Origin of the sequence: Rhodococcus sp. DMU2021 (assembly GCF_019641445.1) — a bacterium.
GTDB classification, from domain to species: domain Bacteria; phylum Actinomycetota; class Actinomycetes; order Mycobacteriales; family Mycobacteriaceae; genus Rhodococcus; species Rhodococcus pyridinivorans.
Window position 1 is genome coordinate 311,167 of sequence record NZ_JAIFKB010000004.1, and the last position, 26,384, is coordinate 337,550.

Here is a 26,384-nt window from a genome sequence, read left to right on the forward strand (position 1 = left end):
GGCGACGCGTCGTTCCACCGCGACGAACAGCACCGCACCGGCCGCCGTAGCGGCGATCAGCGCGTGCGTGTAGAAACCTCCGCTTGTTCTGCGATGGTCTCGACGGTGATGTCGGACAGGTGGGTGTAAGGCCGCGCATACTGATCGCCATGTCCTCGACCAGGATGGTGAACGGAGTGCTGGGAATACCGCTCACCACCCCCACGGCGACCGCGGTGTTCGCGATCCTCACGGTCATCGGTCTGATCGTGTTGCTCCTCCGCCGCTACCGGGTGTGGTTCGCACACGGAGTACCCCTCGCAGTAACCGCCGCCCTCGGCTCGACGGTGGTGGCCGCGCTCCTGATCGAGAAGGTGTGGAAACCGTTCCCGGATCGTCTGCCGTGGGCGGTGTACGGGTGGGCGGCAACGGCACTGCTCGCCGTCTCCCTACTGATCGGACGATGGTTCGTGCGACGTCGCGACCGGGCCCGACCACTCGTCGCGACGGCACTCGTGGTGTCTGCGGTACTCGTCGTGATCTCCGCCGCGGGCCGGATCGACGCGGTCTACGACGCCTATCCCACCGTTCGGACTGTTCTCGGAATCAGCGACTACCGGACCGTCCCCTTCGACGACCCCTCCCTCCGGGCATCGCAGACCGTGCCGGTGGAGGACTGGTCGGCGTCGGACGATCTGCCTGCGACCGGTGCGGTCACCTCTGTGACAATCCCCGGAACAGTCTCCGGATTCCGGGCGCGGGAAGCCCGCGTCTACCTCCCGCCGGCCTACTTCTCGGATCCACGACCGGAACTGCCGGTGCTGGTACTGCTCGCCGGACAGCCCGGCAGTCCGGAGGACTGGCTCGTGGGCGGACATCTCCCGTCCACCATGGACGCCTATGCCGCGCAGCATCACGGCCTGGCGCCGGTCGTCGTGCTCGCGGACGGCACCGGAGGTCAGTTCGACAACCCGTTGTGCGCCGACTCGCATCTCGGCAACGTGGCGACCTATCTGGCCGTCGACGTTCCGGCGTGGGTACGGGACGACCTGCAGGTCGACGACGACCCACGGGCACGGGCCGTGGGCGGACTCTCGTACGGCGGAACGTGCGCACTGCAACTCGCGACCACCCGGCCAGATGTCTACCCGACCTTTCTGGACATGTCGGGACAGGCCGAGCCGACCATCGGTGACCGGGCGTCGACGATCCGGGACGTGTTCGGTGGTGATGCGGAAGCATTCGCGCGCAACAATCCTGCCGACCTGCTCGCACGCAATCGGTATCCCGATTCCGCCGGTACTTTCGTGGTGGGACTCGACGATTCCGAATACCGTGCCGGGGTGGAACAACTCGCTTCGGTGGCTCGGAGCGCGGGGATGGACGTCCACCTCACCGAACTGCCGGGCACACACAGCTTCGCCCTGTGGTCCGCAGGGCCCGAGAAGGAGTTGCCATGGCTCGCACAACGGCTCGGGCTCGGCAACTGATGCGCCGCACAGGGGCGGGGGTGCTGATGTCCCGCACCGGGACGGTGGTGCTCCGGGCGCCCGTCTCGTGCGGACTGCTCGTGCTGATCTGGTTCCTGGCGGTCGTCACCGGTTCTGTGAGGAACGGGCCGTCGCACGCAACGGCATCCGAGATGTCGCTCGGGATCCCGAATATCACCGACGGCCACCTGTGGACACTGTGGACTTCAGGGTTGTTCGCCTCCGGTCCCGGTGAGTATGTGCTCGGAAGCATTGCGATCCTCGCCGTCGCGGTGCCGGTCGAACGTCGCATCGGTAGTCGCAGGTTCACGCTCGCCGCGCTCGTCTCCCAGGGCCTGGGCGCGGCACTCGCATTGCTCGTTGCTCAGGTCGCCTCCCTGGTGCCGAACCTGTGGGGCAGGGAGCTGCACACCCACCTCACCGAGGACCCGCTGGCGTGGGTGCTCGGCGTCCTGCTCGCCTCCACCACCGCGATGGGCACCCTGTGGCGTCGCCGCATCCGGACACTCCTGCTGGTGTTCCTGGTGACCGCAGCCTTGTTCGCCGGACACCTGCAGGACGTGAACAGGGTGACCGTCGCGCTGGCCGGGTTGCTCGCCGGCCCGCTCCTGTTCGGACGCGGTGTGCGCCGTCCTGTGCTCGGCGGCACCATCCGGGAGCGCCGCACGCTCGTCGCGCTCGTGGTCGCAGCGAGCGTGCTCGGCCCGATCTTCGCGGCGCTCTCCCCACACTCGATCGGACCGCTGTCCGCGCTACGCGAGCTGTTCGAGCAGGTTCCCTACACCCCGCGAGAACTCGTCGAGGTGTGTGCCGATCCCGCGCTGCACGACGAGTGCCGGAAAGGGCAACAGGCCCTTCGGCTCTCCGGTGCAGGTCCGCTCGTCGCGAATCTCATGCCGTCGGTACTGCTGCTGATCGGTGCCGAAGGGCTGCGTCGAGGGCGGCGGGCAGCATGGTTCCTCTCGGTCGGAGGACACATCGTGCTGATCGTCGTGGCCGCCGCGAGCACGATCGTCCGCGTGACCGAACAGGACGAGACCCGCTCCCTGTTGTACGGAATCCACCGGCACAGCTCCGTATCCATGGAACTCGCGCCACTCCTCGCGCTGGTCTCCGTGCTCGCCCTGTTACTGCTGACCCGCACCCTGTTCGATGTCCGTGCACCGCAGGGAACCTATCGCCGGGTATGGGCCGGAACCGCAGCCGCCGCAGGCATCGCACTCGTGACGTACGTGGTGGTGGGCACGCTGGTGGCGGACGGGTTCGATCGTGATCCCGGCATCGGCACCTTGCTCCGCGACGCGCCGCGCCGGCTCCTTCCACCGGTCTACCTCCAGCTCTTCGAGCCTCCCGTGATGCCCCTCGACACCGCCGCCACCCTGTTGTTCGAGTGGATCGGCGTGATCGTCTGGGTCGCCTTCTGCGTGCTCCTGTGGCGCAGCTTCCTCGTGCCCCCTGCCGGGGTCGACCTCGGCGACGAACAGCGGGTGCGAGAACTCCTGCACGACCCGGGCGGCGGATCGATGTCGTGGATGACCACCTGGGCGGGGAATCGGTACTGGTTCGGCACCGACGGCAGGCACGCCGTGGCGTATCGGGTCCACTCGGGTGTCGCCCTGACGGCGACGGATCCGATCGGTGAGCGCGCCTCGATGACCGAGACGATCGACGAGTTCGCGGCGTACTGCCTCGGCAACGGATGGACACCGTGCCTGTACTCGGTGGGCGAGGAGACGGCGACGATCGCCCGGGACCACGGTTGGACCTGTTTGCAGGTGGGTGAGGAGACCGTCGTCGATCTCGCGGACCTCGCCTTCAAGGGCAAGAAGTTCCAGGACGTCCGCACCGCCCTCAACCGTGCTGCCAAGGACGGGATCGAAGCGCTATGGACGACCTTCGCCGCCGCGCCGCTGTCGGTGACCGAGCAGATCGTCGACATCTCCGAGGAATGGGTGGCCGACAAGGGACTGCCCGAGATGGGGTTCACGCTCGGAGGAGTGGCCGAACTGCGCGATCCCGAAGTCCGGTTGCTACTCGCGGTCGACGCGAACGACCACGTCCATGCGATCACGTCGTGGATGCCGGTCCACCGGGACGGGAAGGTGGTCGGGCTGACGCTGGACTTCATGCGGCGACGTTCGGACGGCTTCCGGCCGGCCATGGAATTCCTCATCGCGTCCGCGGCACGGTCCGCCGCCGACGAGGGCCTCGAATTCCTGAGCTTGTCGGGGGCGCCCCTCGCGAGTATGGACGGTGGGTCCGGACTCGACCGAGGAGCCCTCGACGCCCTGCTCGATCTGTTCGGCCGCACGCTCGAACCGGTATACGGATTCCGCTTGCTGCTGGCGTTCAAGGCGAAGTTCCAGCCCCGTTACCGCCCGCTGTACATGGTGTTCCCGGACCCGGCGGCGCTGCCGACCATCGGGATCGCGGTCGGTCGTGCCTATCTTCCCCACATGTCCCTGGAGGAAGGCGGACGCCTGGTCACGCACCTGCTGCGCAGGTGACGGTTGCTCACGCACCCGTTGCGCCGATGACGGTTGCTCACGCACCCGTTGCGCTGGTGACGGTGGAACTCTCTCGGAAACGGGAGACCGCCACCAGTCCCACCAGGAGGAAGACCACCGGGAGCAACACCGCATTGCCCATCGCGGCACCGAACCCGAGCGTCCCCTCACCCATCTGCATCACCGCACCGAGGGCGGCCGCACCGAGTACCGCACCGACCTGCCGGGCGGTGTTGTACACACCCGATCCGGCGCCTACGAGGTCACCGGGCAGGTCGCGCAACGCGATCGTCGAGTTCGGGGCCCAGCACAACGAGTTCGCGAAACCGAGCAGCACGATCGGGATCAGGAGCCAGCCGACGGTGGCCTCGAGATGCATCGCCACACCGAACGACAGCATCGCCGCGATCATCGCGGAGAAACCGATCCGGGAGATCCGGCCCGGCGCGACCCGATCGGTGACCCGCCCGATCAAGGGCGCCATGATCACCGAGATCACGCCCATCGGTACCAGCATCAGACCTGCGACCTGCGCGGACAGTCCCTGACCCACCTGCAGGTAGAGCATGATCGGCAGGTTCACGGCGTAGACCGTGAAACCCAGCGTCGCCACGGCGGTCACCCCGAGGGTGAAGTTGCGGCGGGTGAACAACCCGAGCGGGGCCAGCGCCTCGGTGCCGCGGGCCACCGCGGTCCGCTGCAGACGCACGAACACCCCGAACGCCACGATCCCGATACCGAGGACGACCCACACCCACACGGTCCAGCCGACATCGGGACCCTGCTGCAGGGAGAAGATCACGCCGGTGACCGCGACCAGCGAGACGACGGCGCTCAGCACGTCGATGCGACGCGCCCCGGTCGGCAGTTTCGGCACGTACCGCGCGACCATCACCAGAGAGATCAGGCCCAGCGGGATGTAGACGAAGAAGACCCACCGCCACCCACCGGTACCGACGAGCACCCCACCGAGGACGGGCCCGAACAGACCCGCCGAGCTGGCCACCGCGCTCCACACACCGGTGGCCGCACCGCGCCGGTCGTGCGCGAAGATCCGGTGGATGATGCTCAGCGGTTGCGGGTTGATCAGCGACCCGCCGAGCCCCTGCACCGCACGCAGCGCGATCAGCCACTCGATCGTCGGAGCCATCGAGCACGCGAAGGCCGCGGCCGTGAAGATCGCCATGCCCACCAGGTAGACGTTGCGCTGACCGAAACGGTCGCCGAGACGACCGGTGACCAGCAGCGGCACCGCGAAGGTCAGCAGATAGGCCGCCGACACCCACACCACCTGGTTGATGCTCGCGTCCAGATCCTCGCGGATACGCGGCAGCGACACCGCGACGAGCGATTGGTCGAGCAGGGTGATGAACAGACCCACGCACAGGGCCGCCAGTGCGCGCCAGGCCCGCGGCTCGGGGATCGGGGCAGCGCTGCGTCCCGCAGCCGACGCACTCACTCCTCGACCGTGATCTCCGCGGCGTCGTCGTAGAAGCACACGTATCCCTCGATGGGCTCCATGCCGGGGAACGGCTCGGGATACGACCATGCGACGTTCTCGGCAGGCGGTGTGCCGGAGAACGACCAGTATCGGGCGACGCCCTTGTAGGGGCAGCTCGTCCGCCACTCGGATTCCTCGAGCACCGAGAAGTCGACGTCCTCGGGAGGGAGGTAGTAGCGGGTCGGGAGGCCGGTCTCGAACACGAGTACGGGGTTGCGGGTCTCGGCGACCACGACGTCGCCGATGGTCACCCGCACGTGCCGGGAGCTGCGCAGGGCGTCGACGCGGTGATAGGGATCGCGTGGATGGGTGAACACTTCGGTCTCCTCCTCGAACCACCGTTCGCCCTCGTCGACGTCGTCGCCCGGCCCGGTCTCGCCCCACCGGAACCACTGGAAGACGAGACGGTCGTCGAGACCGTCGACGTCGAGCTGGCAGACCGGTGAATAGGCCCGATGGTCGCGGACGACGATGTCGTACCACTGCCAGACGTCCTGCCGGGAGCGGCTCGGTGACAGGGAGGCCGCGATCAGGTCGAGCCGGACGTCCTCGCGGGGGAAGGCATAGAACGGAACGGGCTTGCCGGGTGCCCACACCAGCACGGCCCGGGTGCTGTCGACCACCGTCCGGCCGAACCACTCACCTCTGATCCTGCGATCGACGGGTTCGTAGAGGTAGTCGTCGGTCTCCGACGGCCGTCGGAGTACAGCGGTCTTGCGGGCAGCCATACCTCGACCGTATCGCGCCCGTCCACGCCCGGGACGAATCCGCAGACCCGACCCATCCGCTCGACGACGGGCTCCGAATACGGGGAGAGACGGCGTGAGGGCCGTCACCCGAACCGACCGACACGAACCACTACGCACGTCCACGCCGCTCAGGCGACGACCAGAGGAAGACCGATCATGCCCAACTACGAAGCCCGGCAGAACGAGAATCGGCACCCGCACCCGTCCGCAGGTTTCCTCCAGCTGTTCATGGAAGCGCGCACGCGCACCGAGCAGACGACCCCGCGCGCGCAGGTAGGCAAGGCGTGAGGTCGGTCGGCGGCTCCGTCGAGTCCGTCGTCGTGGTGGGTGCGGGCCTCGCGGGACTGTCCGCGGCGCTCCACCTCACCGGTGCCGGCAAGCGCGTCACCGTCCTCGAACGCGAGAACACGGTCGGTGGTCGCGTGGGAACGTACCCGGTGTTCGAGGACGGGCGGCATCTCTACGACATCGACAACGGCGCCAGTGTGCTGACGATGCCGAACCTCATCGCCGACGCGCTCGCGGCCGTCGGGGAATCCTTCGACTCGACCATCCCGGCGCTCGACCTCACCCCGCTCGCACCCGGCTACCACGCGCGCTTCGCCGACGGCACCGCCCTGAACGTGTACTCCGATCCGGACGAGATGACCGCCGAGATCGCGCGCGTGTGCGGTTCCGAGGAGGCCGGCGGATATCGGCGGCTGCGCCGCTGGCTCGCGTCGATCTTCGACGCCGAGTTCGACCGCTACATCGACTCCAACTTCGATTCGCCGCTCGACCTCGTGTCGACACCCGCGGCGCTGCGCGACACCGCCAACCTCGTCCGGCTCGGCGGCTTCGGCCGGCTCGGATCGCGCGTCGGGTCGTTCATCCGGGACGACCGGCTCCGGCGAATCTTCACCTTCCAGGCCCTGTACGCGGGCACCGCACCGTCGACGGCCCTGGCGGTCTACGGCGCCATCGCCCACATGGACACCTCGCTCGGCGTCTACTTTCCGAAGGGCGGCATGTCCACCATCGCCGCCGCGATGGTCGATGCGCTCGTCCGCAACGGCGGCACCGTGCACACCGGGGTCGAGGTGTCGGAACTCCGCGTCGACGGCGGCCGCGCGAAGAGCGTGCGTTCCGCGGACGGCCGGGAGTTCGCCGCCGACGCCGTCGTCCTCACCGTGGACCTGCCCGTGGTCGACGACCTGCTGCTGCGCGCCGGGGTCCCGCCGCGCCGCCGCGCCCGCAGCGCCACCGTCGCGTCGCCCTCGGCCGTCGTCTTCCACGGCACGGTGCCCACCGAGGTGACACAGGCCTGGCCGGATTCCCACCACACCATCGATTTCGGTGAGGAGTGGGCGGAGACCTTCGCGCGGATCACCGCCCCGCGCGGCCGCGGCCGGTTGATGGCCGATCCGTCCCTGCTCATCACGCGACCTGCCGTGACCGATCCGTCCCTGCGGGTCGTGCGCGGCGGTGTCGAGTGCGAACCGGTCTCGGTGCTGGCGCCGTGCCCGAATCTCGCTGCCGCACCCCTCGATTGGGGCCGACTCGGCAGGCCGTACATGCGGGAGATCCAGCAGGTCCTCGAGCAGCGCGGCTATCGGGGACTCGCGAGTTCGATGCGAGTCGACCACATCGACACCCCGCGGACCTGGGCCGACAAGGGCATGCTCGACGGCAGCCCCTTCTCGGCGGCGCACCTGTTCCGGCAGACAGGGCCCTTCCGCCGCCCGAACCTCGTGCACGGCGTCGACAATGTCGTCCTCGCCGGGTCGGGTACCACGCCGGGTGTCGGCGTCCCGACCGTGATCATCTCCGGACGTCTTGCCGCAGAACGTATCTCCGGTGGCGCGACTGCCGGGCTCACGACGATGTCGATTCCGATGGAAGCAGGTGCGGTTGCCCATGGGTGAACTCGACGGGATCGATCCCGATCTGCACGAGGCGTATCAACTGTGCCGTGAGCTCAACCGGCGCCATGGCAAGACCTACTTCCTCGCGACCCGCATCTTCCCGGCGTCCAAACGGGCCGGGGTGCACGCCCTCTACGGTTTCGCGCGGATGGTCGACGACATCGTCGACGTGAAACCGGTCGACGCGGCACCGGTTCTCGACGCGCTCGAACGCCGTCTGTCCGACGCGCTCGGGGGCAGGCCGCCGACCTACGACGAATTCGGTCTCGTGCTGCGGGCCCTCGTCGACACCACGCAGCGGTACGACATCCCGCACGAGTACTACTACGCCTTCCTGCGGTCGATGCGGATGGACATCCCCGGCACCGAACTGTTCCGGTCGCGGTACCGCACGATGGACGAACTGTCAGAGTACATGTACGGCTCGGCCGCCGTCATCGGGCTGCAGATGCTGCCCATCCTCGGGATCGAGGGCGAACGCGAACAGGCCGAGGCTCCCGCCGCCGCACTCGGTGAGGCCTTCCAGCTCACCAACTTCATCCGCGACATGGGTGAGGACCTCGACCGCGACCGCATCTACCTGCCCACCGACATCCTCGCCGCCTTCGACGTGGACGAGGACCTGCTGTGGCACTGCCGCCGGACCGGACAGCGCGACGTGCGGTTCGAACGCGCCCTCGCGCACCTGATCGCGCACACCCGCTCGATCTACCGTGTGGCCGAACCGGGCATCGACCTGCTCGACCCGAAGGTGCGTCCCGCGATGCGGACCGCCTTCGTCCTCTACGGCGACATCCTGCGGGCGGTGGAGGAGAGCGGATACCGGGTACTCCACCAGCGCGCACGCGTGTCGCGGCGCCGGCGGTTGTCGGTGGCGGCACCGCGGCTGGCCTCGGCCGGTTGGACCACGCTGCGTTCACGGTCGAGACTGGGGATGCCCACCGCGCCGCTCGGCCGATGAGGCCCGACCGGCCGAGCCGGCATTCGGACACGAATACAGAACAGGACATCACATGGAACAGGTCGTGCTGCTCGACGACGCAGGCCGCGCGGTCGGGATCGAGCCGAAGGCCACGGTGCACACCACCGACACCCCGCTGCACCTCGCCTTCTCGTCGTACGTCTTCGACCACCACGGCAACGTTCTGCTCACCCGGCGCGCCCTGGACAAGTCGACCTTCCCCGGTGTCCTGACGAACAGCTGCTGCGGTCATCCGGCGCCCGACGAGCCGCTCATCGAGGCCGTGCGCCGCCGGCTGCGTCAGGAACTCGGGCTCGACGTGCACGACATCGAGGTCGTCCTGCCGTCCTTCCGCTACCGGGCGGTGATGGACAACGGCATCGTCGAGAACGAGATCTGCCCGGTCTTCCGCGTGCTCTACGACGGGCCGGCGCCCACCCCCGAACCGTCGGAGGTGCACGACACCGAATGGGCCGACTGGACGGAGTTCTCCGAGGACGTCGTCGAGGGACGCCGTGAGGTGTCGGTGTGGTGCCGCGAGCAGGTGGAGCAGCTCCGCACGCTCGGCCCCGATCCGCTGCACTGGCCCGTGGCGTCCACCGCGGATCTGCCGCACGCCGCGCCCGAGCGACGATAGGGCCTCACCCGGCGACCGGGACGTTAACGTCGACCCTGTGATCGACCCGACCGTCCTGATCCCCACGATCATCGGCATCCTCGCCCTCGCCGTGATCTCGTCGGCGGTGCTGTGGGCGTTCCGGGTCCCGCACCGATTCGCGCCCGTCGGTGCCATCGCCCGCGGCGCGGTGCAACTCGCGCTCATCAGCGTCGTGCTCTCCGGCGTCATCACCGACGCCCGGTGGGTCGCGGTGGTGCTCGTCGTGATGTTCACCGTCGCGTGGTGGACGGCCTGCCGGCGGATCGGGAGCGAGGCCGTCGTGCGCGGGGTGACGGCCGCCGCGATGCTGACCGGCGTGCTCGTCTCGGCGGGTGTCGTCTTCGCGACCGGCGCGGTGGAGGCCACCCCACGTTACGCGCTCGCGCTCGGCGGCATCATCATCGGCAACACCATGACGGTCGCGGCCCTCGCCGGTCGCCGCTTTCACGACACCGTCGACGACCACTGGTCCGAGGTGGAGGGCTGGCTGGCGCTCGGCGCGACCATGCGGCAGGCGACGCTCTCACCCGCCCGGTTCGCCGTGCACGCGGCGATGATTCCGTCGACCGACCAGACGAAGACGACCGGTCTGGTGACGCTGCCCGGGGCGTTCGTCGGCGCGATCTTCGGCGGGTTGTCGCCGGTGGAGGCCGGACGGTTCCAGGTGGTCGTGCTCGCCGCGATCATGGCGACGGCGTCGATCACGTCCGTGCTGATGGCGCTCGGTCTCGGTCGCGCCCTGCGCCACCGTCCCGTGGTCGTTGCGTGAGACGGCGGTCTGCGGTGCGGGTGCCGACCGGAGTAGGAGTTGATACAACCGCTGCCGAGGGAAGGATCGTCGATGCTGCTCGTAGCCAACCGGGGTGAGATCGCGTTGCGTGTCGTCCGCACGGCCGGGGACCTCGGACTCGACACCCTCGCCGTCCACGCCGCGGACGACGCCGACGCTCCGCACGTCCGCGCCGCCACGCGAGCCGAGGCCCTACCGGAGTCCGGTCCCTCGGCCTATCTCGACCCCGGGGCGATCGTCGGGGTCGCCCGAGCGACCGGATGCACGCTCGTGCATCCCGGTTACGGATTCCTCAGCGAGAACGCCGCCTTCGCGCAGGCCTGTGCGGACGCCGGACTCACCTTCGTCGGGCCGTCCCCGGAAGCACTGCGCGTCCTCGGCGACAAGCGGGCCGCCCGCTCGGTGGCGGAGGAACTCGGCATCCCGGTGACCGCTGCCGTCGAGACGACGGATCCGGAGTCCGTGCGGGCCTTCCTGCGCGACCGTCCGGGCGGGATCGTCGTCAAGGCACTGTCGGGTGGTGGCGGTCGCGGCATGCGCGTGGTCCGCGATGCCGCCGATCTCGACGAGGCGCTCCGGCTCGCCGCCGCCGAAGCACACGCCGCCTTCGACGACGACCGGCTGTACGCCGAGGTGCTCGTCGAGCATGCCCGCCACGTCGAGGTGCAGGTCGTGGCCGCCGAGTCGGGGTCGGGTACCCGCGCGGTGGCGTTGGGCGATCGCGACTGCAGCGTGCAGCGCCGGCACCAGAAGCTCGTGGAGATCGCACCCGCGCCCGACCTGCCCGACGCCCTGCGGGAGGCGCTGCACGGCGCGGCGGTCCGGCTGATCGGGCAGGTCGGGTGCCACGGGCTGTCCACCGTCGAATTCCTCGTCCACGACGACGGTTTCGTGTTCCTCGAGGTCAACCCCCGGATCCAGGTGGAGCACACCGTCACCGAGGAGGTGACCGGCGTCGATCTCGTGGCGACCCAGCTCGCGATCGCTCGCGGGACGGGATTCGACGAACTCGGTCTCCCGAAAGGAATCACTTTCGACGGCAAGAAGATCGGCGGACGTCCTGCGGCGGCGCAGGGCATCGCGGTGCAGGTGCGCGTCAACGCCGAGACGCCGCGCGCCGACGGGATCGCCCTGCCCACAGCCGGGACGCTCACCGCGTTCACGCCACCCACCGGACCGGGCATCCGCGTCGACACCCACGGCCGGCCCGGCCTCGAGGTGACCGGACGTTACGACTCGCTGCTCGCCAAGGTCGTCGCGTACGTGCGTTCCGGCGATCGCGCGGCCGTGCTGCGCAAGGCGTCGACGGCACTCGGCGAGTTCATCGTCGACGGTGTCGGCACCAACCGCGACCTCCTGCAGAAGATCCTGGACGACAAGGAGTTCCGGTCCGGCAATGTCCGCACTACGTGGCTGGGGGAGCGGCTCGCGGATTTCGTCGACACCGCCCCGACCGCACCGGTGGAGTACACGGATCTGCGCGCCGACGAACAGGCGGTGCACGCCGAGATGGTCGGCACGGTCGTGGAGATCGCTCGCGCGGACGACACCGTTCCGGCCGGTGCGCCGCTCGCCGTGCTCGATGCGATGAAGATGCAGCACGAGATCCGGGCACCGGGCAGTGCCGTGGTCGAACGTGTGCTCGTCGAGCCGGGACGCACCGTCGAGCCGGGCACCGTGCTCGCGGTGGTCCGCGTGCTCGACACGGACACCGCGACGGACGACATCGCCGCGGCCGACCTCGACGCCGACCGTGCCGACCTCGACGAGATCCGCCGCAGGCACGAGGTCACCACCGATGCGGCGCGGCCCGAGATCGTGGCGAAGCGGCACGGGCGGGGCCGGCGCACGGCGCGCGAGAACATCGCCGACCTCGTCGATGACGGTAGCTTCGTCGAATACGGACCGCTCGTCCTCGCCGCCCAGCGCGGCCGCCGCAGCGAGGAGGACCTGATCGCGAACACCCCGGCGGACGGACTTGTCGGCGGCACCGCACGGATCGGCGGGGCCGAGGTGGTCGTGATGTCCTACGACTACACCGTCCTCGCAGGTACCCAGGGCCGCAACAACCACCGCAAGACCGATCGGCTGCTCGAACTCGCCGCCCGGCGGCGGGTGCCGCTCGTGCTGTTCGCCGAGGGTGGTGGCGGGCGACCCGGGGACGTCGACGCCGGTTCCGGTGCGGGCCTCGACCTGCCCACCTTCCGCTCGATGGCGTCGCTGCGCGGACGCGTGCCCACCGTCGCGGTCGTCTCCGGCCGCTGCTTCGCGGGCAACGCCGCGCTCGCCGGGGTGTGCGACGTGCTCATCGCGACCCCCGACGCCAACATCGGCATGGGCGGCCCCGCGATGATCGAGGGCGGAGGACTCGGCGTGCACCGCCCCGAGGACATCGGGCCGATCGACGTGCAACGCCGCAACGGCGTCGTGCACGTCGCGGCGCGCGACGAGGCGCACGCCGTGGACGTCGCCCGGCGATATCTCGCGTACTTCACCGCGCCGCACGAGGACCGGCAGGCACCAGACCCGCGTCTCGCGCGACATGTGGTGCCGGAGAACCGTCTCCGCGCCTACGACGTGCGGTCGGCGATCGACGCGATCGCCGACCTCGGATCGGTGCTCGAACTGCGCCCGGACTACGGCGTCGGCATCGTCACCGCCCTGATGCGCGTCGAAGGCGCCTCCTACGGCGTGCTCGCCAACAGCAGCACCCACCTCGGTGGGGCGATCGATGCCGAGGCCGCCGACAAGGCCGCGGACTTCCTGGAACTGTGCGAATCGCACCGGCTGCCCGTGGTGAGTCTGTGCGACACACCGGGATTCATGGTCGGACCGGAATCGGAGAAGGACGCCACCGTGCGCCGCTTCGGGCGCTTCTTCGTCGCCGGCGCACGCCTGACGGTCCCGTTCGGCATGATCATCCTCCGCAAGGGCTACGGCCTCGGCGCGATGGCGATGGCCGGCGGATCTTTCCACGCACCCGAGTTCACCGTCGCGTGGCCGACGGGGGAGATCGGCGGAATGGGACTCGAAGGGGCCGTGCGTCTCGGATTCCGCAAGGAACTCGACGCCGCGGAGACACCCCGGGAGCGCGAGGAGCTGTTCGGCCGGCTCGTCGCCCTCGCCTACCAGCAGGGCAAGGCCCTGCAAGCGGCGACGAGCTTCGAACTCGACGACGTCATCGACCCCGCCGACAGCCGCGCCTGGATCGAGCGACTGGTGCAACCGCGGTGAAGCCGGGTATGCGACAGCCATGGTGACCTATCCCGGCGCACAGGAGTACGTACCCGACAGCCGCGACCTCGCCGAACTCGCCGCCGCGTCCGCGGGATGCCGGGGATGCGATCTCTACAAGGCCGCCGAGCGGACGGTCTTCGGGGCAGGGGTGCGCGACGCACGCATGCTCTTCGTCGGCGAACAACCGGGCAACGAGGAGGACCTCGCGGGAGAACCGTTCGTCGGGCCCGCGGGGCACCTGTTCGACAAGGCCCTCGAACGCGCGGGCATCGATCGCGGGACGGTGTACGTGACCAACGCCGTCAAGCATTTCCGCTTCGACCGGTCCGCCAACGGCCGCAGACGCATCCACAAGAAACCGTCGGGTGGGCAGGTCGCGGCGTGCCGGCCGTGGCTCGAGGCCGAACTCGACGCCGTCCGCCCCGACGTGGTGGTGTGCCTCGGAGCCACGGCCGCGCAGTCGCTGCTCGGTAAGGACTTCAAGCTCACGCAGCACCGCGGGGAGGTCCTGCACCTGCCCGAGGAGCTGTGCGGGTCGTGCGATCCGGCGGTGGTCGTCACCGTGCACCCGTCGGCGGTGTTGCGGGCGAAATCGCAGCGCGACGACATGTTCCGCTCGTTCGTGCAGGACCTGGAACGAGCGGCCACGTTGTGACGGCTCAGCCGGTGGTCGCCAATCCGGCCGCGAGCCCGAGCGCCACCGACATCGCGCACACCTCGAGGACGGCGTTGCGCAGCGACTCCTCCTCCGGGAGACGGTGGGACGCGGCAGCGGGGAGCCAGTTGCGCCGCCAGTTCCACGCGAGCCCCAGCAGGGCGCACAGCACGATTGCCTTCGCGAGCACGACGCGTCCGTAGCCGGTGCCCAGCAGTGCGGAGACCGAGCCGAGCCGTACCGCCGCGTCGACCACGCCCGTGATCACCAACGCCACCACGCACCGCAGGGCCAGCTGCGAGTAGCGCGGCAGCAGTTCCGCCCACGCTCCGCGGCCCCGCACGGTGACGGCCAGCGCCACGAGCACCCCGAACCACACCGCGGCCGCGAGCACATGCACGGCGTTGAACAGCGACCCCAGCGGTTGCTGCGCCATGTGGCCGGTGACTGGCCGGGCGATCAACGCGAGCGCCGCGGCGACGAGCACCGGCAGGGTGGACCACGCCGCCGACCGGCGGTACGCCACAGCGGCGACGACGACGATCGCGGCGATGCACACCCATGCCGCCGCATCCACGCGTCCCGTGGTGGTGCCGACGAACTGCCCGAACCGCCCCACATCCAGGTCCGCGGCGGGAACATCGGCCGCGGTGGACGCGGCCCAGGCGAGGTCGATGCTCGCGAGCACGAGCCAGACACCGCCGAGCGTGGCGATCGTCCGCCACAGCGTGTCGGAGGAAACCGCGGGACGGCGTTGCCGCTGCACCATCACGGCCAGGACCGCGAGTCCGAGCACGGTCGAGCCGACACACAGCCCGATCGCCCGCACCGAACTCGAGGGGGCGGGCAGGGCGAGGGAACCGGCCACGGCGATGCCCGCGACGGTTCCGAAGGCAACGCCGGCAGCGGCCACGACGAGCCACTGCCGGCGTTCCGGGATCATGCGGGTCAGGCCTTCGGCTTGCGCAGCGCGAAGGCGAGACCTGCGGCGACCACGACGACACCTGCGACGACGAACCACCACACGGCAGGTCCGCTGCTGTCGCTCTCGCCCGACTCCGCGCCGGTCTCGCCGGTCGCGGTGTCACCGGACGCCGCTTCACCGGGCGTGCCGGTTCCCTCCTGGGTGAGCGTGAAGGTGAGGGTTCCGCTGACGGGATGTCCGTCGGCGGAGGTCACCCGGTAGGCGATCGTGTACTCGCCCACGGGGCCGAGACCGTCTAGTTCGACGGATGCGTTCGCACCCTCGATGATCGGGTCGCTCTTCGACCACAGGTTGCCGTCCGGCCCGACGACGGTCAGAGCCGCGAACTGCTCCTGCAGGTTCTCGTTGAACGTCACGGTCACCCGATCGGGTGCCTCGGCGATCTGCTCGCCGTCCTCGGGCGAGCTCGACAGCACCACCGAGTGGGCGGCTGCGGAACCGACGGACAGGGTCAGCGCCGCGATCAACGCGGTGAGGAGAACGAGGATGCGCTTCATGCCCGCCGCCCCCGGATCACGGCGCCGAGGCCGAGTGCGGCGCCGAGCGCACCGAGCACCAGGCCGATACCGCCGAGCCACCGCGCGGTGCTGTCGGTGGTGTCCTCCGACGCGCCGGCGGTCTGCTCGGTCTCGGTGGCGTGCGCGTCACCACTGCCGCCGTGCCCGTCGCCGCTGCTCGCCGCGAGGGTCAGGCTGGGGGCAGGACGTTCGGGTTCCTCGTCGCCGGTCGTGATCTCGTCCCACGCCACGACCTCGCCGTCGCTGTAGGTCTGGATCGCGGGGAAGGCGATCTCGTCCTCCTCGGGCAGCGGCCCGACGGACAGGACGAACTGCTGGAACTGTCCCGGCCCGACCTGCACGTCCGGTTCGGCGGTCCACGTCACGGAGGTCGCGAGCTGCGACTCGGGATCCTTCTCGACGGTCGCCGTCCAGCCGGGCAGCGGCTCGGTGCGCGCCGAGCGCAGCCCCGGAAGCTCGACGGTGAGGGCGGTCGTGCCGGCGGTCTCGGACTCGGTGGGGACCCGGAAGGTCAGGACGGTGTAACCGCCCTGCTCGGCTCCGGGTGCGACGACGGTGACGTGGGCCGAAGCGATGCCGGCGCCCGCGACCATCAGCGCAGCGGTTGCTGTCGCGCCCACGAGGGCGCGACGGGAGAACTCGAACATGTATGGGTCTTTCTCGTGGTTGGAGGATCGATCGTCACAGCGCAGCCGTGGCGAGCGGTGGTCCTCTCCGCGAGATGGCCGGGGGTGCACGTCCCCACACGAGCCGGTCGGTCGACGAGGTCGGGGCGAGCACGGCGGGCGCGGCGACCCGGGGGCCGCGCAGCAGCACGACCCGCAGCGCGGTGCCGCACGCCGCGTACACGTGGGCCGCGGCGGTGAGCAGCACCGCGCACACGGCGATGGCGAGCATGTGGGCGCCCAGCATGGACACCGACAGGTGTTCGTGACCGGGCACCAGCACGGTGAGCGCGACGTGCGTGGCCGCCTGCCCACCGGCGAGGAGCACGAGCGGGGACAGCGACGGCTGGTGCGCGCCGAGGATCCCGACGATCGCCGCGACCGCGACCAGCAGTACCGCGACCGGTCCCGTCGGCACACCACCGCCGGCGGCGCCGTGGGCGGCCACCGCCAGCACCGCGGTGGCGATGCCCGCGGTGGTGCCGAGAACGGTCGGATACCTGGTCACTGTCGGTCGTGCTCGTTCCTGATGTGCAGGCCGCGTCAGCGCACGCCGAGGCGCGCGAGCAGATCCGCTTCGATGCCGTCGAGTTCCGACGAGATCGCCGCGTGTGCCGACTTCCGGCGCGCGGCCGGCATCTGCTCGGCCGTCTGCACGGCGGCGGTCAGATCGGTGAGACGTTCGCGGGTCGCGGTGGCGAACTTCTGCGTCTCCGCGTCCTTGGGGTTGCGCTGCTCGACCTTCGCGAGCGACTGCTCCGCACCCGCGATGCGGGCACTGAGCCGGGCACCGTGACCGGTGAACGAACCCAGTTCCTCGATCGGCACCCCGAGCTGCTGCGCGCGACGCGAGTCGAGCTGACCGCGCAGCGCCGTCACGGCCTGGTAGACGATCGGGACGAGCACCGGCGCGAGCAGACGCGCGACGCCGAGATAACGGCGCACCTTCGCCGCGGTGAGCCCCTGGTTCTCGGCGGCCTTCTTCTGTGCCTTGAGGGTCGCGATCTGTTCCTTCTCGACCTTGGCTTGCGACCTCGCGAGTTCCTGGTCGAGCTTGACCTGCGACTTCGCGAGTTTCTTGTCGATCTTCGCCTTGGCCTTCGCTGCCCGCCGGTCGTTCTCGAGCCGATTCTTCGCGACCAGTCTGGCCTCGATCTTCGCCTTGGTCCTCAGCGCCTTCGCTTCCGCCCTGCGAGTCGCGCGACGCTTCCGTGTGAACAACCCCATCGAACAGCACCCTCCATTCGGTACGACACGACGCTCCGGCGCCCCGCGTCAGCCTAACGTGACGGTGCTGCTGCGAGCCGTCGCCTGTGCAGGGAATACCCTGGAATGTCGTGGACGCAACCGGAGAACTACCGCGGCCCCGACGCGGAGTGTCACAGCGCACAGCCGTCTCCCTCGAGGCCGCTGCGCTGACGAGGTGCCGCCACCGGGTCTATCTCGACGCCACCTTCCCCGACGAACTCGCAGGTGCACCCGAGAATCCGGGTGCGCGGCAACGCCAGGAGGCGGCGGCTGCGCATCGCGAGGCGATCCGCCAGACGCTGTTCGACGCCGACCCGGACGGGTGGGTGCTCGTCGCCCCCGAAGGACCGATGTCGCAGCGCGCCGAGCGCACACTCGACGCGTGCCGCGCGGGCGCCGACCGCATCTGGGGTGCGGTGCTGCCGAGCGAACCCGACACCGGACGCCGCGGCCGCTCGGAGATCCTGCTGCGCGACGCCGAACACGGCGGCTACATCCCGGTGATCGTCGTCAACCACAAGGTCACCGATCCCGGACACGGCGCGCTCACCACCGATCTGTTCGCGTGGGCACCCGCTGTCGACGAGACCCGCAAGGTGCGCAGTCAGGTGCGCGACCAGATGCGCCTCGCGCACCTGTACCGGATGCTCGAACGTCACGGACTTGCGAGCCCCGCGAAGGTCGCCGGCGCGATCGGCTACGGCGGCGACTGCATCCTCGTGCACGATCTCGACCAGATCCTCGACGACTACGACGCCCGCCTGGCGGACCGACTCGAGATCGCGCGGGGTCTCACTCCGACGGCGCCGTCGCAGGTCGGCGAGTGCAAGACCTGCCCGTGGTGGGACCGCTGCCGCGCCGAACTCACCGTCACCCGGGATGTGTCGCTCGTCGCGCCGGGGCAACGTGCCGCCGTGCTGCGCGAACTCGAGGTGCACACCATCGACGGCCTCGCCCGGTGGGAGGGCGGGGAACCGGAAGCGTGGCCGCAGGGTTCGTTCGAGGACGCGATCGTCACGGCGCGGGCGTGGATCGCCGGTGCGCCGCTCGTGCGTCGCTACCGGCACGTGCACGTCCACCGCGCCGACGTCGAGGTCGACATCGACATGGAGAGCTACCACGAGCACGGCGCCTATCTGTGGGGCACGCTGCTCAATTCGAGATCGTCCTCCGAGTACATCCCGTTCGCGACGTGGGAGCCCGTGCCGACCGACGACGAGGCACGCTCGTTCGCCGAGTTCTGGCGCTGGCTGTCGGACCAGCGGCGCGCGGCCGAACGTCGCGGGAAGACTTTTGCGGCCTACTGCTATTCGCGGTCGGCGGAGGACAAGTGGTTGCTGTCGTCGGCGCGGCGGTTCCACGGCTTCCCGGGTGTGCCGGAGCTCGCGGAGGTCAAGGCGTTCATCGGTTCGGACGAGTGGGTCGACATCTTCCAGGCCGTCACCGACCAGTTCGTGTGTCCGAACGGCAAGGGGCTGAAGAAGATCGCACCGATCGCGGGGCATCACTGGCGCGACGCCGAGGCCGGGGGTGAGGCGTCGATGAGCTGGTACCGCGAGGCCGTGGGCATGGCGGGCGAGCCCGATCCGGCGCAGCGTGTGCGGTTGCTCGAGTACAACGAGGACGACGTGATCGCCACGAAGGTCCTGCGCGAGTGGATGAGTGATCGTGCGGTGCTCGACATCCCGTTCGTCGAGGACCTGTAGCGCAGAGCATGCCACGTGCGTGGTTCCGGCGGCCTCGGCCACCGGAACCACGCACGGGAGATCAGACCAGTGCGGCAAGAGCGAAGGCCGCCAGGGCGATGAGGACACCGCCGGTGAGGGTCTGGACACGACGGTCGACGACGCACATCGCCGACAGGAAGCCGGGCATCGAACCACCGCGGTGGGTGTGCAGGATGGCCAGTACGCTCGGCATGCAGCGGCCGAGGCTGACGGTTGCGAACATCGCGGCGCCGAGCACCGGCGAACCCGAGGCGATCACGCCGAGGACCAGCAGGTAGTACGCGCTGGACCGGATGAAGATCATGAAGCCGGGGCCGATGAGCGCACCGAACAGCAGCGACACCTTCCACGGCGCCATCGTGCGCCGCAGGTGGCGGGGGAGCTGCTGACGCCGCATGGGCGTCGGCAGGGTGATCATGCCCAGCTCGTGCAGGCCGTAACCGAGCGCGATCACGCCCCAGGCCGCGAGCATCCACGCCCACGGCACCGAGCCGGTCACGAGCGCGCCGAGCGCACCGAAGAGCGCGCCGGTGGGGATGCCCGTCGCGAGCGATCCGAGGGTGTGCCAGCCGAGCCGGCGGATCGGGGTCGACGACCCACGGCGTCCCGGCTGCTTCGGTGCGGCGACCACGCCGGCCACCGACATGCCGCAGGTCGACCAGTTGGCGGCCAGTGCGGTCACCGCGCCGGTGGCGATCACCGCGGCGGTCATGGCCGTCGGGGTCGAGGCGGCCGCGACGAGACCGGCGGCGGCGCCGACCACCGCGGCACCGGCGATCAGGCCGCCGCGGGTCTTCTTCGCGACGGCGCTCTCGAGCGTCGGGCGTATCTCCGGTACGTCGACTCCGAGGGGCGGGTGAGCCAGAGGCTCACGCACGAGTGTTTCTGTCATCGGGATGCTCCTTTGCTGTGGTGCTTACGGATACGACCGGACGGCGGACGGCGTTGTCCGTCAACCGGTCACGGTGACGGTTCCGGTCATGTACCGGTGGACCGAGCAGTGGTACTCGTAGACGCCCGGCGTCGTGAAGGTGTGCTCGAAGCTCCCCTCGGGGATGATGCCGCTGTCGAACTCGCCCTCCGATCCGACGTGGTGCAGGACCCCGCCGTCGTCGAACGTCCACCGGACGGTGCCGCCCACCGGTACGGTCACGTCCACCGGCGCGAAGTGCACGTCGCGCACGACGATCTCCGCGTCCGGCCCGGTGGGGGAGCCGGCACACCAGGTCGCGGCCAGCATCGCGAACGCGGCCACCCCCCACCGGATCCGCATCATTCGACGATGATCGTGCCGACCATCGCGGGGTGCGGCGTGCAGTGGTAGGTGAACGTGCCGGCCTCGTCGAAGGTGTACTCGTAGGTGCCCTCGGTGAGCAGTTCGCTCTTCAGGTCACCTTCGAGCGGTCCGTCGCCCGCCACATCGTGCGGCAGTCCCGAGTCGTCGAAGTGCCACTGCACGGTCTGGCCCTTCTCGATGGTGACCGATGCGGGGCTGTACGACATGTTGGAGACCTCGATGACGACCGCGGGTTCGTCGGCGTCCGCACTGCCGCATCCGGTCAGCAGTCCCATCGCGAGTGTCGTGCCCGCGACCGCGGAAAGAAACTTCTTCATATCTCGTCCTCACCGGATGTACCGCAGATTCGCGGTCATTCCTGCCTCGAAGTGATAGGCGTTGTGACAGTGGAACATCCACTCGCCCGGATTGTCCGCGTCGAACTCGATGGCGAGTTCGGTCCCCGGAAGCACGTTGACGGTGTCGCGTCGCAGACCGCCGTAACCCGGTACGGCGAAGGTGTGGCCGTGGGTGTGCATGGGATGCCACATCGGCGACGAGTTGACCATCGTGATCCGGATCCGTTCACCCTCCTTCATCACCAGTCGGCCGGCGTCGGGGCCGGCCATGCCCCACACGTAGCGGTCGCCGGCCTGGATCAGCTCGACGCGGTAGTCGCGGTCGACGTCCCGCTTCTCGAGCAGTACCGATTCGGCGGGCCGCAGTTCGCTCTCGGTTACGAGTCGCCCGTTCAGCTCCGGAATGTCGCATCCCACATCGGGGTTCGACATCGGCACCGCGTCGTGGGACCGCAGCACGGTCGACGCGTAGCCGTCGCGCCCCTCGACCTTCGCCACGATCGGCCACGCACCGGAACGCACTGTGACGAGCACGTCCACCCGCTGCGCCATGCCGAGGATCACGGTGTCGGCGGTCGTCGGCTGCACGTCGAAGCCGTCCACGGCGACGACGGTCAGTTCGTGACCGGCCACGGCGAAACGGTAGGGCGTCTCCGCGGCCGCGTTGACGACCCGTAGACGCAACCGTTGCCCCGCAGCGGCTTCCACCACGGCGGGATCGTTCGGCGGACGCCCGTTGATCAGGTGCAGCGGGTACGCGATGTGCTGGGTCATGCCGCCGAGCGGGACGGAGTCCCCGTGGCCCGCCGACGTGATCTGTTGCGCCACCGAGGCATCGGCGTCCGTGTACTCGGCCGGCCCCGAGCCGTGCCCGGCATGACCGTGCCCGGCGACCTGCGGGTTGAGCGCGGCCAGGACCGCGTCGGGGGTGGTGCCCAGACCGTCGACCCAGTCGTCGAGCACGAGCACCGCGTCGGCGTCCGCGCCGGTGGCGTCGTTCGGGTCCTCGATGATCATAGCCCCGAACAGACCACGGTCGGCCTGCAGTCCGCTGTGCGAGTGGTACCAGTAGGTGCCCGGATCGGGTGCGATGAAGTCGTATTCGAACCGGCCACCGTCGGCGCCGATCGGTTCCTGCGTGACCGGAGCCGCACCGTCCATGTCGTTGCGGATCCGGATGCCGTGCCAGTGCAGCGTGGTCTCCTGCGGAAGCCCGTTGTCCACCGACACCCGCACCCGGTCGCCCTTCGACAACCGCAGCTCGGGTGCGACGGCGGCCCCGCCGTAGGTCCACGTGTTCACGATCCGCCCACCGAGGTCCACGGCGCCCACCCCCGCAGCGAGCGCGAAGGCTGCCGTCGCCCCCGAGGTGGCGCGGGCCGCCTCGGCCGCGGCCACCTCGGGATCGGTGGGACGGATGTAGTCGAGCTCGGTGGCCACCGCCTCCTGTCCGGACGTACCGGAGCTGCAGGCGGTGGCACCGAACCCGAGCGCGCCGAGCCCCACCGCCCCGACACCGAGGGTGCCCAGGCGGAGGAAGCGTCGGCGAGCGAGCACGAGCCCGGAACCGGGTCGTGTCATCGGATCACCTGCGGGGTCAGGAGCGAACGGATGTCGTCGACGGTGCCGGTGACCTCGGCGGCACTGACCTCGGTGCCGTCGCTCGCCGAGACACCGACGATGCGCTGGGCCGACTCGCCGTCGACCTCGGGGCCCGAACCGACCACATACAGGATCGATCCGTCCACGGAGAAGGCCATGGACGCGATGTCCGTCATCCCCAGTGCCGCGAGATCGAGGGTGCGGATCGGAGCGAGGCCGGTCGCGTCGAACAGCTCGATCGTGACGATGTCGCCACCGCGCGCGGAGTGCGGATGGATCTCGCTGTCGGTGTACTCGATCGCGATCCGGTCGCCGGTGTTGTTGATGGCGTTCTCCGCGAAGCGGCCGCCGTCCTGTCCGGCGTTCCCGATGGGAGCGACGGGATCCTCCGGCAGACCGTTCGAGAAGTCGAAGACGAAGACGTCGCCGGTCGCGCCGACGAGCAGTGCCTTCTTCGCGTCCGCGGCCCAGGTCACCTTGCGGTTGCTGACGAAGTCGTCGGGCAGCACCTTCGTGCGCGCCGTCTCGGTGGGGACACCGGCATCGTCGATGGAGATCTGGATCAGCTCGCGGGTGTCCTCGCACACGCTGTAGAGCTTGTGGTCGACGAGCCAGGTGAACGGACCGCACCCGATGATCTGCAGCGCGCCGCTCTCCTTGCCGGCCTCGAGATCGACGACGCGGACGCCGTACAGGCCGTCGTCCCACGTCACGAAGTACTTCCCGTCCGAGGTGACGGCACTGGACCCGGGACGCGAGTGCGCGCGGGCGTAGTCGGGCAGTTCGATCTCGTCCGGCTCGAGCAGGTCGCCCGAGTAGGTGGTGACGGTGAAGTCGGCCTGGCCGCGCGAACCGCGCGGCCGCCACACTTCGGCGGCGAGAACCGCTGGGTCCGAGGAACTCTCGCCGACGAACCCGTGGATGACCGGATCCCAGATGCCGGGACCCACGACGATGCGACTGCCCGCGACACCGGTGACCGGGTCGAGGACGTTCACACCGATCTCGAGCCCGCCCGGAGTCCGGAGGACCGCAAGCAGGTCGTTCTCGCTCGCGGGCTGGATCTCCGAGACATGCACGGGTTCCGGGATGGTGTCGCCGATCTCCTGATCGTCGTGACCGAGGGAGATGCCCTCACCGGGAGTGGTGTAGGGGACGGTCGGGTAGGTGACCTCGCCCGCCGCGGAGGAGGAGTCGTCGTCGCTCGAGCACGCCGCGAGGGACAGTGCGAGAGCGAGCGGGACGGTCGCGGCGACCGCCCGTTGGGTGCGCTTCATGATCCGGCGCCCACCTTCGGTCGTGCGGCGGGACGGGTCTGGCAGTCCTCACCGATGATCGGTGCCATCGTGCAGGTGTACGACTGGGATTCGTCGGACACGCACCAGATGATCTCCTGGTCGAAGCTGCCCGAGACCGGGTTGTACATGATGGCCTGCATGTCGGGTTCACCGCAGAAGGCGTTCGAGCACGACGGTGCACCACAGCAGTCGTAGTAGGCGATCAGGTAGGTCTTACCGGTGTCGGGATGCGTGCAGCATCCAACCCAGAACTCCGCTCCGGGACGGCTTCCCGGCGCACAGGTGGTGACACCGCCGCCGTTACAGGCCGCGCACGAGGTGCCGTCCATGTTGCACCAGCGCCAGTACTCGCACTCGGCGGGGTCCTTGCCGTCGTAGACCGGAACGAGCGGTTCGGGTTCGGCGGGGGTCGGAGCCGGCGGCTCCTGCGCCAGCGCAGTGCGGGTGACGGGCAGCGAACTGATCAGTGCCACACCGGAAACACCCATGGTCCACCGGCCGATCTTGCTGATCACCGAACGGCGGGAGACCCGCTCGGACATCCTGCGGCCGGTGCGGCCGATGAAGGATCCGCCGCGGCCGGCCATCCATTCGGCTTGTTCCTTGACGGTGGCTTCGTCCACCGGATATCGATTCTCGTGCATCTCCGGTTCCCCGGATGAGGGTCTGAGGTCCAACGACGTACTCCGATCTCGAGAAGGGGATGAGATTCCGCCCGTACCGACGGGGCGGTCGGCGCTCGCAGATCACAGACCGGCTGCGGCGCGAGTCTTGGCTGCCTCGTGCAGGTGCTGCAGCGAGGGCGTGCCGGATTCGAGTGCGTTGAGGAGGGATTCGACCTGCGCCATGTGGTTGCACAGGCCCTTGGCCTGGATCTTGCCGTGCTCGTCGAGGATCACGCCGTACGGAGTGGTGCCCACCTGGTAGGCGATGCCCACATCGCGGGCGTCGACGTAGCTGAGCTCGGCACCGATACCCGAACCGGCAAGGAAACTCTGGTGCTCCTCGGGCGTGCCGTCGGAGATGATGACGACCTCGAGGTCCTTCTCCGCCTTCGCCATCGCCTTGACGCCGGGCAGCAGGCTCTTGCAGGTCGAGCACGACGGCGCGGTGAACAGCAGCAGCTGCGCCTTGTCGCGGTGGCCACCGACGCCGACCTCGCGGCCGAGGTGGTCCTGCAGGCCGCGGAAGCTCGGAGCGACCTGATCGATCTTCGGGCCGGTGTCCATCATCCGGGCGCCGAGGGGGCCGAGACGCACCTGCACGCGCCCGATCTCGCGGGCGAGGGCGAGCAGCATGAGGAACAGTGCCGCGACGGCGACGGCCAGCACGATGACCGCGATCAGCAGGAAGGTGTTCACAGATTTCTCCGTTCGGATGTGTCAGTACCGCGAGAAGGGCGAGGCGGCACGAAGTTCGATCGAGGCCTTCGTCAGGTGGTCGTCGACCGGGCGTCGGCCCGGATGCACGATCGACCGCAACTGCACCGCGGTGACGACCACGACCAGCACCAGTGCGGCGAGCGCGACGGCGAGGAGGTGCTCGGCGAGCGACGGTGCGCCGGCGGGAACGAGGGCCAGGGCTGCGGAGACGAGCACGAACGCACCGGCCCGCACCGCGTGGAACCACCCGATCCGCGGGATGTCGTGGGAATCGAATGCGAAACAGCCGCAGTCGAGGTCACGACGGCCTCGGAGAAGGTTGATCGTCAGGCCGCCGAAGAAGCACAGGAACAGCAGTGCGGCGCCTGCGGCCGCCCATCGTCCGGCGATGCCGGTGATGAGCGCGGCACCGAGGACGATCTCGGCCCACGGCAGCGCGAACGACACCGCGTCCTCGAGCGGCGCAGGCAGCAGCTTGTACCCGCGCACCGTGCGCAGCAGACCCTGGCGGTCCCGGGTCTTGGGGATGCCGGCGAGCAACAGCGTGCCTCCGACGATCGATGCGATCAGCACCCACAGCATGTGTGCGACCACTCCTTCCGTTTCGCTTCGGGACCTCGTCGAGGTCCCGGCGGATCCCTCGCAGGTGGGGATGGACACATCCTGCTGCGGTCTCGAGTCGGGCGTGCGACGCCGGAGAAACGAACGGGGACACCCTGAACGAGAACGCGAGCCTTCGAATTCAGGGACGTCGGGGCTCGGCGACGTGGGGTTTTGCGTTCGCCCGAGTCCGCGCGGAAGGCGGTGGCGTGATGCACCTCGCATCGCCTCTGCGAGCGGATTCCCACTTGGACGGCACGTCGTGTTCGCGCAGGTAATGCGGCTGTAACAGA

General features: G+C 69.5%; 25 protein-coding genes. 10 read left to right on the plus strand and 15 right to left on the minus strand.

From position 1 onward, the window contains the following. Nucleotides 1-149: 149 nt before the first annotated feature. Both K3M35_RS09820 and K3M35_RS09825 read left to right on the plus strand, forming a co-directional pair. Nucleotides 150-1,469, plus strand: coding sequence for an alpha/beta hydrolase family protein (locus K3M35_RS09820; RefSeq protein ID WP_220666347.1), 1,320 nt, complete (start codon nucleotides 150-152; stop codon nucleotides 1,467-1,469). A gap of 26 nt (nucleotides 1,470-1,495) precedes the next feature. Beyond that, nucleotides 1,496-3,976 carry a bifunctional lysylphosphatidylglycerol flippase/synthetase MprF gene (locus K3M35_RS09825; protein ID WP_374107758.1) on the plus strand — a complete coding sequence of 827 codons (2,481 nt, stop codon included), beginning with the start codon at nucleotides 1,496-1,498 and terminating at the stop codon, nucleotides 3,974-3,976. A 37-nt stretch (nucleotides 3,977-4,013) separates the two neighbouring features. Here the strand turns inward: K3M35_RS09825 and K3M35_RS09830 are convergent, their stop codons facing one another. Together K3M35_RS09830 and K3M35_RS09835 are read right to left on the minus strand one after the other, a co-directional pair. Then, complete coding sequence (locus tag K3M35_RS09830) at nucleotides 4,014-5,435, minus strand: DHA2 family efflux MFS transporter permease subunit (protein ID WP_006553364.1); 1,422 nt, start codon at nucleotides 5,433-5,435, stop codon at nucleotides 4,014-4,016. After that, nucleotides 5,432-6,205: a DUF427 domain-containing protein gene (locus K3M35_RS09835; RefSeq protein WP_019290393.1), complete on the minus strand. Its 774-nt coding sequence runs from the start codon at nucleotides 6,203-6,205 to the stop codon at nucleotides 5,432-5,434. The genes K3M35_RS09830 and K3M35_RS09835 overlap by 4 nt, the downstream gene beginning before the upstream one ends. Nucleotides 6,206-6,382: 177 nt before the next feature. Here K3M35_RS09835 and K3M35_RS26120 point away from each other — a divergent pair, with 177 nt between their 5' ends. From K3M35_RS26120 to K3M35_RS09865, 7 genes are all read left to right on the plus strand, one after another. Continuing rightward, nucleotides 6,383-6,514 (plus strand): hypothetical protein, encoded by a 132-nt coding sequence (locus K3M35_RS26120; RefSeq protein WP_257605954.1) that lies wholly within the window; start codon nucleotides 6,383-6,385, stop codon nucleotides 6,512-6,514. Beyond that, nucleotides 6,511-8,130: a phytoene desaturase family protein gene (gene crtI / locus K3M35_RS09840; RefSeq protein ID WP_039583614.1), complete on the plus strand. Its 1,620-nt coding sequence runs from the start codon at nucleotides 6,511-6,513 to the stop codon at nucleotides 8,128-8,130. Before K3M35_RS26120 ends, crtI begins: the two co-directional genes overlap by 4 nt. Continuing rightward, on the plus strand, nucleotides 8,123-9,091 hold the full coding sequence (locus K3M35_RS09845; protein WP_220666348.1) for a phytoene/squalene synthase family protein: 969 nt from the start codon (nucleotides 8,123-8,125) through the stop codon (nucleotides 9,089-9,091). The genes crtI and K3M35_RS09845 overlap by 8 nt, the downstream gene beginning before the upstream one ends. Nucleotides 9,092-9,143: 52 nt before the next feature. Continuing rightward, complete coding sequence (gene idi, locus K3M35_RS09850; protein ID WP_064256886.1) at nucleotides 9,144-9,728, plus strand: isopentenyl-diphosphate Delta-isomerase; 585 nt, start codon at nucleotides 9,144-9,146, stop codon at nucleotides 9,726-9,728. A gap of 37 nt (nucleotides 9,729-9,765) precedes the next feature. Then, nucleotides 9,766-10,518: an ABC transporter permease gene (locus K3M35_RS09855; protein ID WP_220666349.1), complete on the plus strand. Its 753-nt coding sequence runs from the start codon at nucleotides 9,766-9,768 to the stop codon at nucleotides 10,516-10,518. A gap of 72 nt (nucleotides 10,519-10,590) precedes the next feature. After that, on the plus strand, nucleotides 10,591-13,773 hold the full coding sequence (locus K3M35_RS09860) for a carboxyl transferase domain-containing protein (RefSeq protein WP_220666350.1): 3,183 nt from the start codon (nucleotides 10,591-10,593) through the stop codon (nucleotides 13,771-13,773). Between the two features lie 19 nt (nucleotides 13,774-13,792). Further along, a complete protein-coding gene (locus K3M35_RS09865; protein ID WP_006553371.1) occupies nucleotides 13,793-14,431 on the plus strand; it encodes a UdgX family uracil-DNA binding protein in 639 nt (212 codons plus the stop codon). A 4-nt stretch (nucleotides 14,432-14,435) separates the two neighbouring features. On the opposite strand, the gene K3M35_RS09870 is transcribed toward K3M35_RS09865, so the two are convergent. The 5 genes from K3M35_RS09870 to K3M35_RS09890 are packed head-to-tail and all read right to left on the minus strand — an operon-like array spanning nucleotide 14,436 to nucleotide 17,826. Then, nucleotides 14,436-15,374 carry a copper resistance D family protein gene (locus K3M35_RS09870; RefSeq protein WP_064060569.1) on the minus strand — a complete coding sequence of 313 codons (939 nt, stop codon included), beginning with the start codon at nucleotides 15,372-15,374 and terminating at the stop codon, nucleotides 14,436-14,438. A gap of 5 nt (nucleotides 15,375-15,379) precedes the next feature. Beyond that, the gene (locus K3M35_RS09875; RefSeq protein WP_220666351.1) at nucleotides 15,380-15,913 is read right to left on the minus strand and encodes a copper resistance CopC family protein; all 534 of its coding nucleotides are present in this window, start codon (nucleotides 15,911-15,913) and stop codon (nucleotides 15,380-15,382) included. Beyond that, nucleotides 15,910-16,581, minus strand: a complete 672-nt coding sequence (locus K3M35_RS09880) for a YcnI family protein (protein ID WP_006553374.1) — start codon at nucleotides 16,579-16,581, stop codon at nucleotides 15,910-15,912. Before K3M35_RS09880 ends, K3M35_RS09875 begins: the two co-directional genes overlap by 4 nt. A gap of 34 nt (nucleotides 16,582-16,615) precedes the next feature. Then, nucleotides 16,616-17,107 carry a hypothetical protein gene (locus K3M35_RS09885; RefSeq protein ID WP_220666352.1) on the minus strand — a complete coding sequence of 164 codons (492 nt, stop codon included), beginning with the start codon at nucleotides 17,105-17,107 and terminating at the stop codon, nucleotides 16,616-16,618. A gap of 35 nt (nucleotides 17,108-17,142) precedes the next feature. After that, nucleotides 17,143-17,826 carry a DUF6474 family protein gene (locus K3M35_RS09890; protein ID WP_024102631.1) on the minus strand — a complete coding sequence of 228 codons (684 nt, stop codon included), beginning with the start codon at nucleotides 17,824-17,826 and terminating at the stop codon, nucleotides 17,143-17,145. A 149-nt stretch (nucleotides 17,827-17,975) separates the two neighbouring features. On the opposite strand from K3M35_RS09890, the gene K3M35_RS09895 reads away from it, so the two are divergent. Next, nucleotides 17,976-19,553, plus strand: a complete 1,578-nt coding sequence (locus K3M35_RS09895) for a TM0106 family RecB-like putative nuclease (protein ID WP_220666379.1) — start codon at nucleotides 17,976-17,978, stop codon at nucleotides 19,551-19,553. Between the two features lie 61 nt (nucleotides 19,554-19,614). Here K3M35_RS09895 and K3M35_RS09900 read toward each other — a convergent pair whose 3' ends face one another. The 8 genes from K3M35_RS09900 to K3M35_RS09935 form a co-directional block, all read right to left on the minus strand. Then, the gene (locus K3M35_RS09900; protein WP_006553378.1) at nucleotides 19,615-20,466 is read right to left on the minus strand and encodes a hypothetical protein; all 852 of its coding nucleotides are present in this window, start codon (nucleotides 20,464-20,466) and stop codon (nucleotides 19,615-19,617) included. Between the two features lie 60 nt (nucleotides 20,467-20,526). Further along, a complete protein-coding gene (locus K3M35_RS09905; protein WP_082937761.1) occupies nucleotides 20,527-20,850 on the minus strand; it encodes a cupredoxin domain-containing protein in 324 nt (107 codons plus the stop codon). Next, nucleotides 20,847-21,188, minus strand: a complete 342-nt coding sequence (locus K3M35_RS09910) for a plastocyanin/azurin family copper-binding protein (RefSeq protein WP_006553380.1) — start codon at nucleotides 21,186-21,188, stop codon at nucleotides 20,847-20,849. Before K3M35_RS09910 ends, K3M35_RS09905 begins: the two co-directional genes overlap by 4 nt. 9 nt (nucleotides 21,189-21,197) lie before the next feature. Next, on the minus strand, nucleotides 21,198-22,790 hold the full coding sequence (locus tag K3M35_RS09915; protein WP_220666353.1) for a multicopper oxidase family protein: 1,593 nt from the start codon (nucleotides 22,788-22,790) through the stop codon (nucleotides 21,198-21,200). Next, a complete protein-coding gene (locus K3M35_RS09920; protein WP_006553382.1) occupies nucleotides 22,787-24,088 on the minus strand; it encodes a hypothetical protein in 1,302 nt (433 codons plus the stop codon). The genes K3M35_RS09915 and K3M35_RS09920 overlap by 4 nt, the downstream gene beginning before the upstream one ends. After that, nucleotides 24,085-24,753 (minus strand): methylamine dehydrogenase light chain, encoded by a 669-nt coding sequence (locus K3M35_RS09925; protein WP_033097867.1) that lies wholly within the window; start codon nucleotides 24,751-24,753, stop codon nucleotides 24,085-24,087. The genes K3M35_RS09920 and K3M35_RS09925 overlap by 4 nt, the downstream gene beginning before the upstream one ends. A gap of 102 nt (nucleotides 24,754-24,855) precedes the next feature. Further along, nucleotides 24,856-25,470: a redoxin domain-containing protein gene (locus K3M35_RS09930; protein WP_006553384.1), complete on the minus strand. Its 615-nt coding sequence runs from the start codon at nucleotides 25,468-25,470 to the stop codon at nucleotides 24,856-24,858. 21 nt (nucleotides 25,471-25,491) lie between these two features. Then, entirely contained in the window at nucleotides 25,492-26,073 is a 582-nt protein-coding gene (locus K3M35_RS09935) for a MauE/DoxX family redox-associated membrane protein (protein ID WP_220666354.1), read from the minus strand. Between the last annotated feature and the right edge of the window lie 311 nt (nucleotides 26,074-26,384).